Below are 13,741 nucleotides of genomic sequence, written 5' to 3'. Positions count from 1 at the left end.
CGTGGGCCACCGTGCTCCGGGCTTGTCCGCCGTGACCCAAAGTGAATGACCTGTGGCGTTCACCAGGAGTGGATTAATGCATATCCTCGATAGCGTAGATGCAGCCTCGCTGCGTAGCGATGTTCCGGAGTTCCGCGCGGGTGACACCCTCAAGGTTCACGTCAACATCATCGAAGGCAAGAACTCCCGTGTCCAGGTATTTCAGGGCTTCGTCCTGGGCCGCCAGGGTGACGGCGTTCGCGAAACCTTCACCGTACGCAAGGTTTCCTTCGGTGTCGGTGTAGAGCGTACCTTCCCGGTACACTCCCCGATCATCGACAAGATCGAGGTCGTCACCAAGGGTGACGTCCGCCGCGCCAAGCTCTACTACATGCGTGCACTGCGTGGTAAGGCTGCGAAGATCAAGGAAAAGCGCGACTTCGCCAAGTAAGTCCACCAACTTACGCAACGGGTCCAGGATTCGTGCCCGGGGTTCCGGAGCAATCCGCAACGCACCAGGGATTACGAATCATGGACACAACAGAACGCCAGCCCCGGAAACAGGGCTGGCGTTTTGTCGTTCTGGCCCTGGTTCTCGCCGTCGCCATCAGCGGACTGGTCCGCTCGCTCTGGATCGATGTCTACTACATCCCCTCCGAGTCCATGGAGCCTTTGCTGGAGACCGGGGACCGGATACTGGTCTCGCGTACGGCGTTCAGCTCCGCGCCGATCGCCCGCGGAGACGTGGTGGTTTTCGACGGGCGCGGCTCATTTGCTCCGCTCAGCAGCGGCAAAGGCCCTTTGGTTGATGCCGTGGATGCCGCTGGCCAATGGTTTGGACTCACCGGCAGCGATACCACCTACGTCAAACGGGTCATTGGAGTGCCCGGGGACCATGTCCAGTGCTGCGACGCGTCGGGGGCGCTCACAGTGAACGGTCAGGTACTTGCGGAACCCTACGTTTACCCGGGGGACGAACCCAGCAAGCAAAAATTCGATGTGGTTGTTCCTGCGGGGCGCCTCTGGCTCATGGGAGACCACCGGTCACGCTCTGCGGATTCCCGCGGATTGCTCGGGGCTCCCGGCGGGGGAATGGTCCCCATGGACCGGGTGATCGGGCGTCCGGTCCAGATCATCTGGCCTCTTGATAGATTTGCAGAGATGCCTCGCCCCGCGCAGGCCGACCCATCGAAGAACGGACAGTAAATGCCGGACAGAGTTCCAGAGAATCCCGAGAGGCACGACGACGACGCGCGGCTCTTGGACGGAACGGCCAGTGCCGGTGCGGCTGGGCTTGCGGTGCCCGGTGACGGGGCGGAGCCCGAAGGCGATACTGCCACCACCGCGGAAGAGGAGTCCGGGCCGCGTCCCAACGTCTTCCTTGTCTGGCTCAAGGAAATCGTCACAGTAGTGGCCATCGCCCTGGTGCTGTCCTTCCTGTTGAAGACCTTCCTTTTCCGGGCCTTCTACATCCCCTCCGAATCAATGGAGAGCACCCTGGATGTGAATGACCGCATCTTCATCAACCTGTTGGTGCCCGGACCCTTCGACCTTCAGCACGGCGATGTAGTGGTCTTCAAGGACACCCAGGGTTGGTTGGCGCCAACTGAAAAGAAGCCGGCCGGGCCCATGGACTGGGTGGGGGACAGCCTGGAATTCGTGGGTTTGATGGCCGACGACAACGAACAGCACCTGGTGAAGCGCGTGATTGGCCTTCCCGGAGACCACGTGACGTGCTGCGACGCCGGGGGCAGGCTCAGCATCAACGGCGTGCCGTTGGACGAGACCTACATCAACCCCGCGGAGACACCCAGGCCCGAGCAGTTCGACATCGTGGTCCCCGAAGGCAAGGTCTGGGTGATGGGCGATAACCGCAACCACTCCGCCGATTCCCGGAGCCATCAGGAGATGAACGGCGGGTTCGTCAACATTGAGGACGTGGAAGGCAAGGCGACTGTGATCGCGTGGCCCGTCAACCGGTGGACCGTCCTGGACAACTATCCGGACGTCTTCAAGAACGTGCCGGCCGGGGCGTCAGGAAAGTAAATGGCAACCGCTCCAAGCCGGACCAAGGCCACGGCCAAGGCCGGTCAAGCAAAAACCGGTAAAGCAAAGGCCAAGCCCGTTAAGAAGGTCGGCCCGGTCTTCCCTACGCTCGACGTGGAGCGGTCCTTCCTGGCGTCGGGGGCACGCCTGTTGGCCGGAGTGGACGAGGTGGGCAGGGGTGCCCTGGCAGGACCTGTCAGTGTGGGGATCGCCGTGGTGAACCTGGAAGAGCATGGCCTGCTCGCTGACGTCCGGGACAGCAAACTCCTCAAGCCCGAGGACAGGTATCGTTTGGAGCCGCTGGTCCGGGAATGGGCCGTCGCAAGCGCTGTGGGGCATGCCTCATCAGAGGAAATCGACCAGATCGGCATCATCGCAGCACTCCGGCTGGCGGGCACGCGTGCCTGGTTTGAGATACTCGCCGGAGGCGTCACCCCGGATGTGGTTTTGCTCGACGGCAGCCACAACTGGCTGTCGCCGGCGGTCCAGGCATCGCTGTTCGATGCCGCTCCGGAAGGGCCTGCCTGTGACGCCCCGGTCCATACGCGCGTCAAGGCGGACATGAGCTGCCTCAGCGTGGCAGCCGCCAGCGTGTTGGCCAAGGTGGCACGTGACCGCATTATGGTGGACCTCCACGCCGAACTGCCGGCCTACGGCTGGAACGAAAACAAGGGCTACGCCACATCCGCCCACCGCGAGATCATCCGTTTGCAAGGACCCAGTCCGCACCACCGGACCAGTTGGCATCTGACAGGACCCGGCGAGCTCTGACGTTGTAGTCCGGCACGGACTTGCCCGCGTCACAGCTCCGCATGCTGGCACTTTGCGTCCGGCCAATGGTGCAAGATGGAACCATGAGCGCCGAAGACCTTGAGAACTACGAAACCGACATGGAGCTCCAGCTCTACCGCGAGTACCGGGACGTTGTTGGCTTGTTCAGCTACGTTGTCGAAACCGAGCGGCGCTTCTACCTGGCCAACCATGTGGATCTCCAGGCCCGGAGCGCGGACGGGGAAGTCTATTTCGACCTAACGCTGCAGGACGCTTGGGTGTGGGACGTTTACCGCTCGGCACGCTTCGTGAAGAACGTCCGGGTGATCACGTTCAAGGACGTCAACGTCGAGGAACTCCCGCGCAATGAGGATCTTGCCCTGCCCAAGGACGGCGACCTGGGAGACCTCGGCAACTAGGCTTTCACCGCTGCACTACTCCTCCACACCGCCTGTCCCGGCGGCGTTACCCACATAGCGTGGACTGTGGCTGCCTCCGCCGGAAACCAGCCGTGATGCTGGAAGCGGAGGTGGTGCCCATGCGGGCAAAAGACATTCTTGGCAGGGAAGGCGAGGCGCTGGCCGCCGCGTTCCTTGAGGGCCAGGGCATGCAGGTCCTGGATCGCAATTGGCGGTGCTCCGAGGGTGAAGTGGACATTGTTGCCCTGGACGGGAACACCCTCGTAGTCGCGGAGGTGAAGACGCGGCGCAGCCTGGCCTATGGCCATCCTTTCGAGGCGGTGGGTCCGGAGAAACTCGCGCGGCTGCACCGGCTCGCATCACGGTGGGTGCGCGAGCACGGGCACCCGTGGCTGGCACGCCGTATCGATGTTGTGGGCGTGGTCCACGATGGCACCGGCGAACCGCAGCTTGAGCATCTCCAAGGTGTTGGCTGATGGCCGTTGGACGCAGCTACGGTGTTGCCTTGGTGGGCCTGAACGGCTACATCGTCGAAGTCGAGGCGGACATCGGCCAGACGCTCCCGGCCTTTGTGATCCTCGGCCTGCCGGACGCCTCCCTCAACGAAGCCAAGGAACGGATACGTTCCGCCGCGCAGAATTCCGGAATTCCCCTCAGCAGGCGGAAGATCACGGCGAACCTTATCCCGGCCTCCTTGCCCAAGCGGGGATCGGGCTTCGACCTCGCCATCACCATGGCCGTCCTTCGGGCGGCTGAGGACATCCGGTCCATCAGTGGCACGGTTTTCATTGCGGAGTTGGGGCTGGACGGACGGCTGCGTCCTGTCCGGGGAATCCTCCCTGCCGTCATGGCTGCCGTTGACGCAGGATTTCCGGAGATCGTGGTGGCGGAAGCCAACGTCGCGGAGGCCAGGCTGGTGCCCGGTGCCAGCGTCAGGGGGTACAAGACCTTGGCACGGTTGGCCTACGACTTCGGTGCGGACCCCAAAAACCTGGCCCTGGACTACGATCCCGCCGGTGACGGCGCCGCGGAGGACGAGGGGTTCCTTGAAGATCCTGTACCGGACCTCTGCGACGTAGCGGGGCAGGCAGGTGCCCGCCGGGCACTGGAGGTTGCTGCGGCGGGCGGACACCACATGCTGCTGACGGGTCCACCGGGTGCGGGAAAGACCATGCTGGCGGAGCGGCTGCCCGGGCTGCTTCCGGACTTGTCTGACACGGCATCCATGGAGGTCACCGCGATCCATTCACTCGCTGCCATCCGGTCATCCGCGGTGCGGCTGATCCGCAGGCCTCCCTTTGAGAACCCGCACCACAGTGCCACACCAGCGGCCATCATTGGCGGAGGTTCCGGCCTTCCCCGGCCCGGAGCGGCTTCCCGTGCCCACCGCGGCGTCCTGTTCCTTGACGAGGCGCCGGAGTTTGAACGCCGTGTCCTGGACGCCCTGCGACAGCCGCTGGAGAGCGGGGAACTGGTCATCCATCGCTCGGCCGGCACGGCTGCCTATCCTGCCCGTTTCCAGCTCGTCCTGGCCGCCAACCCGTGTCCGTGCGGCAAGGCCTCAGGCAAGGGAATGGAGTGCAGTTGCACGGCGATGATGCGGCGACGCTACTTTGGCCGGCTCTCCGGACCGTTGCTGGACCGGGTGGATATCCAGTTGCAGGTGGAACGCGTATCGCTGGCCGATTTTGGACAAGCCGGGTGCGAGGAAACCACCGCCGTGGTGGCTCGACGCGTGACCGCGGCCAGGGAACGACAATCCGGCCGTCTCGGCCCCCTCGGTTTCGAAACCAACTCCCAGGTCCCGGGCCGCATCCTCCGGGGTGACCTGCGGCTGGGCCCAGGAACAACACGGGTCCTGGACACGGCCCTGGAACGTGGACTCCTCACAGCACGGGGATATGACCGGGTGCTTCGCCTGGCCTGGACCCTCGCGGACCTGGACCAAAGCGACGCGCCTTACCCAGACCACATCGGACAGGCCCTGGGCCTCCGACAAACGAATTCAACAAGCTGATCACGCGGCAACTCCTGAAAGGAAGCAAACCTTGGGCGTAGTGGGAAACATGGACAGGGAACGGATCGCCAGGGCCGCGTTGTCGCGCCTGATGGAGCCCCAGGATTCAGTAGGCCTGGCACTGGTTCATGCCGTAGGAGCCTTGGACGCGCTCGGCATCGCAACCGGTGAGTTGACGGCGGGCGCGGCTGTTGAACGTGAGCTCACGGCGCTGCTGTCACAGGACGGGAACCTGGCCTCGTGGCCGGGCCTGGGTGCGAGCCTGCGCCGATGGGCGCCCAGGGTCCAGGACCTTGCACCGGAGCGTGACCTGGAGACCATGAAGCGGCTCGGCGGGCGTGTGGTTGTTCCCGGAGACGAACTTTGGCCTGGTCAATTGGCGGACCTGGGTTTGCAGGAGCCGCTGTGCCTTTGGTGGCGGGGCCAGGAGGAGCCCGTGGCTCCAGCACGGCAGAGCATAGCGTTGGTGGGATCGCGGGACAGCACCAGCTATGGTGCATCGGTGACGGGAGACCTCGCCTATGGCTTGGCCCAGAGGGGCTTCACGGTGGTTTCGGGCGGTGCGTACGGGATCGACGCCCATGCGCACCGGGGGGCCTTGAATGGCGGGGCAGCGGCGATCCCCACCATCGCCGTCATGGCCGGGGGAGTGGACCGCTTCTACCCGGCAGGGAACGAGGACCTCCTAAGGGCTGTGGCCAGCCAAGGGGCCGTGATGGCCGAGGTACCCCCGGGCTCGGCCCCAACCCGCTACAGGTTCCTGCAACGCAACCGCATCATCGCGGCCTTGGCTTCTGTCACGGTGGTGGTGGAAGCCCGGTGGCGATCGGGAGCGCTGAATACCGCCCACCATGCCGAAACCCTTGGGAGGGTGGTGGCGGCAGTCCCGGGCTCCATTCACAGCGCCAATTCGGCAGGTTGCCATCGCCTGCTGCGCGACGGCGGCGCCGTTTGCGTGACGGATGTAGGCGAGATCGCCGAACTCTCAGGCCGGAGCGGCGAGGAATTGGCCGCGGACAAGGAAGCGCCGCACCAGCCACACGATGGCTTGTCGCTGGAGGACCTCATCCTCCTGGACGCCCTGCCGTTGCGTTCAGGCACGTCAGTGGAGAAGCTCGCCGTCGTTGCCGGGCTCAGTCCCGATGCGGTCAGGGCCGGCTTGGGACGTTTGGGACTCCTGGGCTTGGCGGGTTCCGAGCGAGGCGCCTGGAAACGGACGCGGGGCGCATGACCTGCTGCGGCGGAGGGCATCGTCCTGCGCCGCAAACACGGCGCTGTCTGGCACAGTTGGAGGGTGGACCGAGAAACCTTGCCAGAAGCATTGACGCAGGCCGCCGAAGGATTCGAACGGTACTTGCGGGCGGAGCGGGCGCGCTCCGGGCACACCGTCCGCGCGTACCTGTCGGACATTGACAGCCTGCTGGGGTTCGCGGCCTCGGAAGGGGTGGCGGAACTGCCCCAGCTGGAGCTGGGGACTCTCAGGCGGTGGCTTGGTGCCCAAAGCGAGTCCGGAATGGCCCGGTCCACCTTGGCGCGCCGGGCCGCCACGGCACGGTCCTTCACCAAGTGGGCCCTCCGGGAGGAACTTATCACCAAGGACCCGGCCCTGCGGCTCCAGGCCCCGAAACGCGCCAAGACACTGCCCGGAGTCCTGCAAGAGCAGCAAGTCACCAGGATCGTCGGTGACCTCGGCGAGGCAGCCGTCCAGGGAGGACCCATGGCGGTCCGCAACCGTGCCATGGTGGAACTCCTCTACGCAACAGGCGTACGAGTCGGCGAGCTGGTGGGATTGGACATCGATGATGTCGATCCTGACCGGCGCACGCTCAGGGTCCTGGGCAAGGGAAACAAGGAAAGAACGGTTCCCTTCGGCGTCCCGGCCGCTGTGGCACTCGATGACTGGCTGCGCAGGGGCAGGCCTGAAGTGGCGACGTCAGGCAGTGGTCCCGCGCTTTTCCTTGGCGTCAGGGGAAACCGGGTGGATCCCCGCCAGGTCAGGAGCGTGGTGGGCGCGCTCCTGCAGGCTCTGGGCGATACCTCGGCCACCGGACCCCACGCACTGCGCCATAGTGCTGCCACACATCTGCTCGACGGTGGCGCGGACCTCCGGGCGGTCCAGGAAATCCTTGGCCACAGCAGCCTGGCCACCACGCAGATCTACACCCACGTCTCCGTGGACAGGCTGCGGAAGAGTTACCAACAGGCGCATCCGCGGGCTTGAATGACGGCAAAATGCCGGCACGGGCGCAGGCGCATTACCTGCACTGGCGGAAAAGGAACGTGTACGGCAAAATGAAAGCACCACGGGGGAACCTTCAATTTATGGTTGAGGGTTGAATCTGTGCCAGAATCGAGCAAATGCGTTCATCAGTTTGGGGAATGGCTGCGGATAAGTAAATAGCTAGCACAAAGGGTCTTGAGGGTTCATCGCAAGGTCAACAGCAACATCCGGCAGAGGTCGTTGGGGAAGACGTACCTACAGCTATGGAGGATGGAATGTCTGTTGCAACAACCCGCGGTGTCCTGTTCGTGCACTCGGCGCCTACGGCGCTGTGCCCGCACGTCGAGTGGGCCATTGGATCGGTCGTTGATAAACGAACCGATCTTGAGTGGACCCCGCAACCTGCTGCGCCCGGAATGTTTCGTGCAGAGTTGTCCTGGACCGGCAAGCCCGGCACCGGGGCACAGTTGGCGTCCGCTCTTCGAGGCTGGGCGCACCTGCGCTATGAAGTGACCGAAGAGCCGAGCCAGGGTGTGGATGGCGCCCGGTGGTCTCACACCCCTGAACTTGGGATCTTCCACGCAGTCACGGATGTCCACGGAAACGTCATGGTCACGGAGGACCGTATCCGCTACGCCTATGAGTCCGGCGCGGGTGACCCCTCAGCGGTGTACCATGAGCTCTCGCTTGCCCTCGGCGAAGCCTGGGATGAAGAACTGGAACCGTTCCGCCATGCGGCTGAGGGTGCTCCGGTGCGTTGGTTGCACCAAGTGGGCTAGGCAGCCTCCACCCAACCCCATAGCAAAAAGCAGGGCCCCACCGGAAATGGTGGGGCCCTGCTTTGCGTCGGAAGCTGCTAGGCGTTCCGGACGGCGATGACCGCGTTGTGGCCACCGAAGCCGAACGAGTTGCTGAGGGCGACGATGTCGCCGGCGGGAAGGTCACGCACGGACGTCACGACGTCGAGCGGGATTTCCGGGTCCTGGTTCTCCAGGTTGATGGTTACCGGTGCCTTACGCTCGTAGACGGCCAGGACCGTGAGGACCGCTTCCACGGCACCAGAGGCGCCCAGGAGGTGGCCCATCTGGGACTTCGTAGCCGAGACGGCCACGTTGTCCACGTGTGTTCCAAGGGCAGCCCGCAGCGCCGTGTACTCCGGCTTGTCGCCTACAGGAGTGGACGTTGCGTGCGCGTTGACGTGGACCACGTCTTCAGCCTGGATGCGGCCGTCAAACATGGCGGCTTTCAGGGCGCGTGTGGCCCCCAGGCCTTCGGGGTCGGGAGCGGTGATGTGGTACGCGTCAGCCGTGACGGAGGTTCCGGCAAGCTCGGCATAGATGCGTGCGCCACGGGCGACCGCGTGCTCTTCGGCTTCCAGCACCAAAGCGCCGGCGCCTTCGCCCATGACGAAGCCATCGCGGTCGATGTCGTAGGGGCGGGAAGCCCGCTCGGGTTCGTCGTTCCGGCGGGAGAGCGCCTGCATTGAGGAGAAAGCAGCCAGCGGCATCGGGTGGATGGCCGCTTCCGCGCCACCGCACATGACCACATCTGCCTTGCCTGAGCGGATCAGGTCCAGGCCGAGGTGGAGGGCTTCGGTTCCGGAAGCACACGCCGAAACCGGGGTGTGGGCACCAGCTCGCGCGCCAAGGTCAAGGCTCACAGCAGCGGCTACGCCGTTGGGCATCAACATGGGAACAGTCATGGGCAGCACCCGGCGGGGACCCTTTTCCTTCAAGGTGTCCCAGGCATCCAGGAGGGTCCACACGCCACCGATTCCGGTGGCGAAAGCGACGGCGAGGCGGTCGTGGTCGATGTCGTCGATTCCTGCGTCAGCCCAGGCTTCGCGGGCGGCGATGACGCCGAACTGCGTGGAGGGGTCCATGCGCTTGGCTTCGACGCGGCTGAGGACTTCCAGGGCCGGCGTCGAGCACCTGGCAGCAAAGTGGACCGGGAGGTCGTACTTGGAAACCCACTCGTCCCCGAGCGTGTGGGCACCGGAGACCCCTTTCAGCGCGTTCTGCCACATTGTGGGAACGTCGCCGCCGATGGGAGTGGTGGCCCCCAGACCGGTTATGACTACTTTGCGTGCCATGCGATCACTCTCTGTCGGATGAGCCGACCCGGCTGCAGCTTGGTGCGGGGCGGCAAAAAAATCTTTGGGCGGTAGTGCGGCTGTGCCGGGCGCAGGATCACGGACCCTGGCCCGGCACAGCTGGTATCAGGACTAGGCCTGTGCGTTGGCGATGAAGCTCACGGCGTCGCCGACGGTCTTGAGGTTCTTGACCTCTTCGTCGGGGATGCGGACGCCGAACTTTTCTTCGGCGTTGACCACGATGGTCATCATGGAGATGGAGTCGATGTCCAGGTCCTCGGTGAAGGACTTGTCCAGTTCGACGGCTTCGGTAGCGAGGCCGGTCTCTTCGTTGACGATTTCAGCCAGGCCGGCCAGGATTTCTTCGTTGCTAGCCATGATCGGCTCCTTTTCTTGTTTTGCCGGCTGCTGCCGGAAAGGGGATCAAACCGCGGTTACGGTTTGGGTTTGTAAGTCATATTCAATTGGCTGGAGGGCATGGGGCCGGTCCAGGATTACGGCAGAACGACCACCTGGGCGCCAAAGACCAGGCCGGCGCCGAATCCGATCTGCAAAGCCAGGCCGCCGCTGAGTCCAGGGTTTTCCTGGAGCAGGCGGTGGGTGGCCAAGGGGATCGACGCGGCGGACGTGTTGCCTGCCTGGGCAATATCGCGCCCGATCATGACGGTCTCCGGAAGCTTGAGCTTCTTGACCATCTCGTCGATGATGCGCATGTTGGCCTGGTGCGGAATGAAGGCGGCGAGATCGTCCGCCTTAATGCCCGCAGCATCCAGTGCCTGCTGCGCAACTTTGGCCATTTCCCACACGGCCCAGCGGAAGACCGTTTGGCCGTCCTGGCGGAGTGTCGGCCAAACATCCTGGGTGGCCGAAAGGATGGCCGGGTCATCGATCTCGTCGGAGTGACGTGCGGATTCGCCCAGCTTCTTGACGTCTTCCAGCGAGTGGGTCATGCCGATGGCGTCCCACTTGCTTCCATCGGAGCCCCACACGGAGGGTCCAATGCCGGGGGTGTCGGACGGGCCCACCACGACGGCGCCGGCGCCGTCACCCAGGAGGAACGAGATGGTGCGTTCGTGGTTGTCGATCACGTCCGAGAGCTTCTCGGCACCAACCACCAGCACATACTTGGCGGCACCCGAGCGGACCAAGGCGTCCGCCTGGGCCACGCCATAGCAGTACCCCGCGCAGGCGGCGGAGATGTCGAAGGCGGGTGCCGGCGTCGCGCCCAAACGGTCGGTGAGCGCAGCGGCAGCCGACGGCGTGGCGTAGGGGTGGGTGACGGTGGAGACGATGACCGCACCAAGCTGGGACGGTTCGATGCCGGCCTGGGCGAGTGCTTCGCGGGCAGCGCCTTCAGCCATGTCGATGACACTGACGCCTTCGGCGGCCCGGTGGCGCGTAATGATGCCGGTGCGCTGGCGGATCCATTCGTCGGAGGAATCGATCCACTGGCAGACGTCGTCGTTGGTGACAATGACATCGGGCCGGTAGGCGCCGATTCCCAGGATCCGGGTGTTCTCCTGGACCGGAGCCTGCTTCAGTACGGGCGTGCTCATGCCTCTCCCTCCAATTCAGCGAACAGTGCCAATGCCGCGGACAGGTCTTCGGGGGTCTTGACGGCCACGGTCTTGACGCCCGGCATGCCGCGTTTGGCGAGGCCTGCAAGGGTACCGGCCGGAGCCAGTTCGATGACGCCCGTGACGCCCCGTTCAACCAGGTTCTCCATGCAGAGGTCCCACCGGACCGGCCGCGATACCTGGGCAATAAGGCTTTCGACGGCCGCCGAACCTGCCGTTACTTCCTTGCCGTCGTAGTTGGACAGCAGGGGAACGGTGGGGTCCTGCGGAGACAGTGACGGCTTGAGGGCTTCCAGCGCACTGACTGCGGGAGCCATGTGGGAGGTGTGGAAGGCGCCGGCGACCTTCAGGGGAATGATGCGGGCCTTCGCGGGCGGATTTTCCGCGAGGGACTTGAGCTGTTCAAAGGTACCCGCGGCGACGGTCTGGCCTGCGCCGTTGACGTTGGCAGGGGTTGCGCCGGAGGCTTCGATGGCGGCGAGGACCTCCGCGGGGTCACCGCCCACCACGGCGCTCATGCCGGTGGGGGTGACGGCCGCCGCGGCGGCCATGCTGTTGGCACGTTCGCGGACGAATGTCATGGCTTCCTCTTCGGTGAGGACGCCGGCGAGGGCTGAGGCGGTGATTTCGCCTACGGAGTGGCCGGCGAGCACGACGGGAAGGGTGTTGAGTTCAACATCGAACAGTGACTTCGCCGCTACGAGGCCAGCAGCGACGATCAGCGGCTGGGCAACCGCGGTGTCCTTGATGGTCTCTTCATCGGAGGTGGTTCCGTGGGCCTTGAGGTCGATGCCTGCGATCTCGCTCAGGGCGGCCAACTGGCCTTCAACGGAGGGGAGTTCCAGCCAAGGGGCCAGGAATCCTGGGGTCTGGGAGCCCTGTCCAGGGCAGACGATTGCAAGCACGTATCCAGCTTTCCAAATTGCCACGTGATCCACTGGTGTTTCGGTACACCAAGCTCACTGGGTCAGTTTGTAGGAAGTCTACAACGGTTCAGCTCTGTGAACGCGATGCGTGACGCTCGGGTGCAGCCTTCGGTTGGGCCGAAAGCCGGCCAACCACCAGGGCTGTTTGTAGTACGAATGCCTCCCTGGGAAGCAGTGGATCCCAGCCCGTCACGTCGCAGACACGCTTCAAACGGTAGCGCACGGTGTTGGCATGGACGAACAATTCGCGGGCGGTGGCTTCCAGTGAATGGCCCAGCTCCAAGTACGTGCCGAGGGTCTCCACCAGGCCGTTGGAAGCGGCCAGGAGGGGGCGGTAGATGTTCTTGATCAATGAGCGCCTAGCAGCGTCGTCACCGGAAACAACCCGCTCCGGGAGGAGATCGTCAGCCGCCACTGGCCTCGGTGCCGAAGGCCATGCCCGGGCAGCGGTCAGGCCCGCGAAAGCCGCCTGGGCAGAGCTGCTGGCCTCCAGCAGCGATCCCGCTTCCGGGCCATAGACCACTGCACCGGGGGCGAAAAGCTCACTGAGTTTAACGTAGGCGGTGTCGCGGTCCTGGACCCCGCCGAGGATCAGGATCAGTCGGTCGCCTTGGATGCCTACCAACGCGTCTTCCGCGAAGCGCCCGGCCGTGCGGCGGAGCTCGCTGACGTAGCTGGCGCTGGGTTCCGACGGCGAGTTCCCCACCATCACGGTGAAGCGCTCCTGCGCTTTCCAGCCGAGGGCGGCGATCCGGGAACGCAGGGCGTCGGTGTTCTCGCCGCGGAGGATGGCGTCCACAATCAGGGCTTCCAGGCGGGTGTCCCAGGACCCGCGGGATTCCGCGGCACGGGCGTAGACGTCGGCGGCGGCGAACGCGACTTCGCGCGAGTAGCGCAGCACTGCTTCGCGAAGGGAGGGCTGGTCCGGTTCCGGTGCGATGACCGGTACCTGGTCCTCCACGACTTCCACCACGATGCGGATCAACTGCAGGGCTTTTTGAAGGCTGATGGATCGCGTCAGTTCGGTGGGTGCGTTGCCAAAAACGTCGGTGAGGATCCAGGACGGCGAACTGGGCCGCTCGTACCAGGTCACGAACGCGGCGATGCCGTTCTGGGCGACGAGGCCCAGAGCTGAACGCTCATCCGAGCTCAAGCGGCTGTACCACGGGAGCGATTTCTCGAGCTGCCGCATGGTGGTGGTGGACAATTGCCCCACGTTGGCGCGGAGTTGCCGCAGCGTTTCGGCCTTTTCCGGCGACACTGCCGCTGCTGCCGCCTTGCGCTTGGTTGTGGTCTTGGTGGGCTCTGCCATGGAATGAGCATACGGCGCATCCCGGGCAAGCTCCATTTGTGCGAAGGCTACAACTCAGGCTGGTCCACGGGCCGGTGTGGCACTGCTGTGTTAAAGCCCGACGGCGGCCCCCACCTTTCGGTGAAAGCCGCCGTGCGGTTGGTGCTTGGTGACCTGTGGCCCAGCTTGTGGCTAGGCGTCGCCGCCTGCCCCGCCGGTGGTGCCGGCGTTGACATCCAGGAGCCGGTACTTCCCGATGGCCGTTTCCACCGCGTCAGCTGCGACTTCGCCCTTTGCGGCGAGGAGTTGCAGGGTTTTGGTGACGATGGAGTGGGTGTCGTTTTTGAAGTAGCGGCGTGCGGCTTGGCGGGTGTCGGAGAAGCCGAAGCCGTCTGCTCCGAG

Annotated in this window: 16 protein-coding genes; 10 read left to right on the top strand and 6 right to left on the bottom strand. The window is 64.6% G+C overall.

The genetic code is table 11. From position 1 onward, the window contains the following. The first annotated feature begins 76 nt into the window (after positions 1-76). The 10 genes from rplS (at position 77) to ACH488_RS17775 (ending at position 8,232) form a co-directional block, all read left to right on the top strand. Positions 77-430 (top strand): 50S ribosomal protein L19, encoded by a 354-nt coding sequence (gene rplS, locus ACH488_RS17820; RefSeq protein WP_090818948.1) that lies wholly within the window; start codon positions 77-79, stop codon positions 428-430. 80 nt (positions 431-510) lie between these two features. Then, on the top strand, positions 511-1,185 hold the full coding sequence (gene lepB, locus ACH488_RS17815; RefSeq protein WP_397325879.1) for a signal peptidase I: 675 nt from the start codon (positions 511-513) through the stop codon (positions 1,183-1,185). Further along, on the top strand, positions 1,186-2,025 hold the full coding sequence (lepB, locus tag ACH488_RS17810; protein WP_397325878.1) for a signal peptidase I: 840 nt from the start codon (positions 1,186-1,188) through the stop codon (positions 2,023-2,025). Continuing rightward, complete coding sequence (locus tag ACH488_RS17805) at positions 2,026-2,796, top strand: ribonuclease HII (protein ID WP_397325877.1); 771 nt, start codon at positions 2,026-2,028, stop codon at positions 2,794-2,796. A gap of 83 nt (positions 2,797-2,879) precedes the next feature. Continuing rightward, positions 2,880-3,215: a DUF2469 domain-containing protein gene (locus ACH488_RS17800; RefSeq protein WP_021470793.1), complete on the top strand. Its 336-nt coding sequence runs from the start codon at positions 2,880-2,882 to the stop codon at positions 3,213-3,215. 110 nt (positions 3,216-3,325) lie between these two features. Beyond that, entirely contained in the window at positions 3,326-3,691 is a 366-nt protein-coding gene (locus ACH488_RS17795; protein ID WP_397325928.1) for a YraN family protein, read from the top strand. After that, positions 3,691-5,232: a YifB family Mg chelatase-like AAA ATPase gene (locus tag ACH488_RS17790; RefSeq protein ID WP_397325876.1), complete on the top strand. Its 1,542-nt coding sequence runs from the start codon at positions 3,691-3,693 to the stop codon at positions 5,230-5,232. Before ACH488_RS17795 ends, ACH488_RS17790 begins: the two co-directional genes overlap by 1 nt. 49 nt (positions 5,233-5,281) lie before the next feature. After that, positions 5,282-6,463: a DNA-processing protein DprA gene (gene dprA / locus ACH488_RS17785; RefSeq protein ID WP_397325927.1), complete on the top strand. Its 1,182-nt coding sequence runs from the start codon at positions 5,282-5,284 to the stop codon at positions 6,461-6,463. Positions 6,464-6,526: 63 nt separating this feature from the next. Continuing rightward, positions 6,527-7,453, top strand: a complete 927-nt coding sequence (locus ACH488_RS17780) for a tyrosine recombinase XerC (RefSeq protein WP_397325875.1) — start codon at positions 6,527-6,529, stop codon at positions 7,451-7,453. Between the two features lie 275 nt (positions 7,454-7,728). Beyond that, on the top strand, positions 7,729-8,232 hold the full coding sequence (locus ACH488_RS17775) for a DUF3145 domain-containing protein (RefSeq protein ID WP_397325874.1): 504 nt from the start codon (positions 7,729-7,731) through the stop codon (positions 8,230-8,232). Between the two features lie 77 nt (positions 8,233-8,309). Here ACH488_RS17775 and ACH488_RS17770 read toward each other — a convergent pair whose 3' ends face one another. The 6 genes from ACH488_RS17770 to ACH488_RS17745 form a co-directional block, all read right to left on the bottom strand. After that, the gene (locus tag ACH488_RS17770) at positions 8,310-9,545 is read right to left on the bottom strand and encodes a beta-ketoacyl-[acyl-carrier-protein] synthase family protein (protein WP_397325873.1); all 1,236 of its coding nucleotides are present in this window, start codon (positions 9,543-9,545) and stop codon (positions 8,310-8,312) included. Between the two features lie 132 nt (positions 9,546-9,677). Further along, positions 9,678-9,923 (bottom strand): acyl carrier protein, encoded by a 246-nt coding sequence (locus ACH488_RS17765; RefSeq protein WP_011692310.1) that lies wholly within the window; start codon positions 9,921-9,923, stop codon positions 9,678-9,680. Between the two features lie 116 nt (positions 9,924-10,039). Continuing rightward, positions 10,040-11,101 (bottom strand): beta-ketoacyl-ACP synthase III, encoded by a 1,062-nt coding sequence (locus tag ACH488_RS17760; protein WP_397325872.1) that lies wholly within the window; start codon positions 11,099-11,101, stop codon positions 10,040-10,042. Next, positions 11,098-12,027 carry an ACP S-malonyltransferase gene (locus ACH488_RS17755; RefSeq protein ID WP_397325871.1) on the bottom strand — a complete coding sequence of 310 codons (930 nt, stop codon included), beginning with the start codon at positions 12,025-12,027 and terminating at the stop codon, positions 11,098-11,100. Before ACH488_RS17755 ends, ACH488_RS17760 begins: the two co-directional genes overlap by 4 nt. 88 nt (positions 12,028-12,115) lie before the next feature. After that, positions 12,116-13,360: a PucR family transcriptional regulator gene (locus ACH488_RS17750; protein ID WP_397325870.1), complete on the bottom strand. Its 1,245-nt coding sequence runs from the start codon at positions 13,358-13,360 to the stop codon at positions 12,116-12,118. A gap of 171 nt (positions 13,361-13,531) precedes the next feature. Continuing rightward, the coding region (locus tag ACH488_RS17745; RefSeq protein ID WP_397325869.1) for a hypothetical protein at positions 13,532-13,741 on the bottom strand (210 nt) is incomplete at its 5' end.

This window comes from Paenarthrobacter sp. NPDC018779, assembly GCF_044391085.1.
Classification (GTDB): Bacteria; Actinomycetota; Actinomycetes; order Actinomycetales; family Micrococcaceae; genus Arthrobacter.
Note: the sequence above shows the minus strand (reverse complement) of the source record. Positions and strands in the feature narration are given on the sequence as shown.

Bases quoted from the DNA above. Each gene is read 5' to 3' on its own strand.
- ACH488_RS17790 (WP_397325876.1), top strand. From the start codon at position 3,691: ATGGCCGTTGGACGCAGCTACGGTGTTGCCTTGGTGGGCCTGAACGGC.
- ACH488_RS17750 (WP_397325870.1), bottom strand. From the start codon at position 13,360: ATGGCAGAGCCCACCAAGACCACAACCAAGCGCAAGGCGGCAGCAGCG.
- lepB (WP_397325879.1), top strand. From the start codon at position 511: ATGGACACAACAGAACGCCAGCCCCGGAAACAGGGCTGGCGTTTTGTC.
- ACH488_RS17805 (WP_397325877.1), top strand. From the start codon at position 2,026: ATGGCAACCGCTCCAAGCCGGACCAAGGCCACGGCCAAGGCCGGTCAA.
- ACH488_RS17760 (WP_397325872.1), bottom strand. From the start codon at position 11,101: ATGAGCACGCCCGTACTGAAGCAGGCTCCGGTCCAGGAGAACACCCGG.
- lepB (WP_397325878.1), top strand. From the start codon at position 1,186: ATGCCGGACAGAGTTCCAGAGAATCCCGAGAGGCACGACGACGACGCG.
- ACH488_RS17800 (WP_021470793.1), top strand. From the start codon at position 2,880: ATGAGCGCCGAAGACCTTGAGAACTACGAAACCGACATGGAGCTCCAG.
- dprA (WP_397325927.1), top strand. From the start codon at position 5,282: ATGGACAGGGAACGGATCGCCAGGGCCGCGTTGTCGCGCCTGATGGAG.
- ACH488_RS17770 (WP_397325873.1), bottom strand. From the start codon at position 9,545: ATGGCACGCAAAGTAGTCATAACCGGTCTGGGGGCCACCACTCCCATC.
- rplS (WP_090818948.1), top strand. From the start codon at position 77: ATGCATATCCTCGATAGCGTAGATGCAGCCTCGCTGCGTAGCGATGTT.
- ACH488_RS17765 (WP_011692310.1), bottom strand. From the start codon at position 9,923: ATGGCTAGCAACGAAGAAATCCTGGCCGGCCTGGCTGAAATCGTCAAC.
- ACH488_RS17775 (WP_397325874.1), top strand. From the start codon at position 7,729: ATGTCTGTTGCAACAACCCGCGGTGTCCTGTTCGTGCACTCGGCGCCT.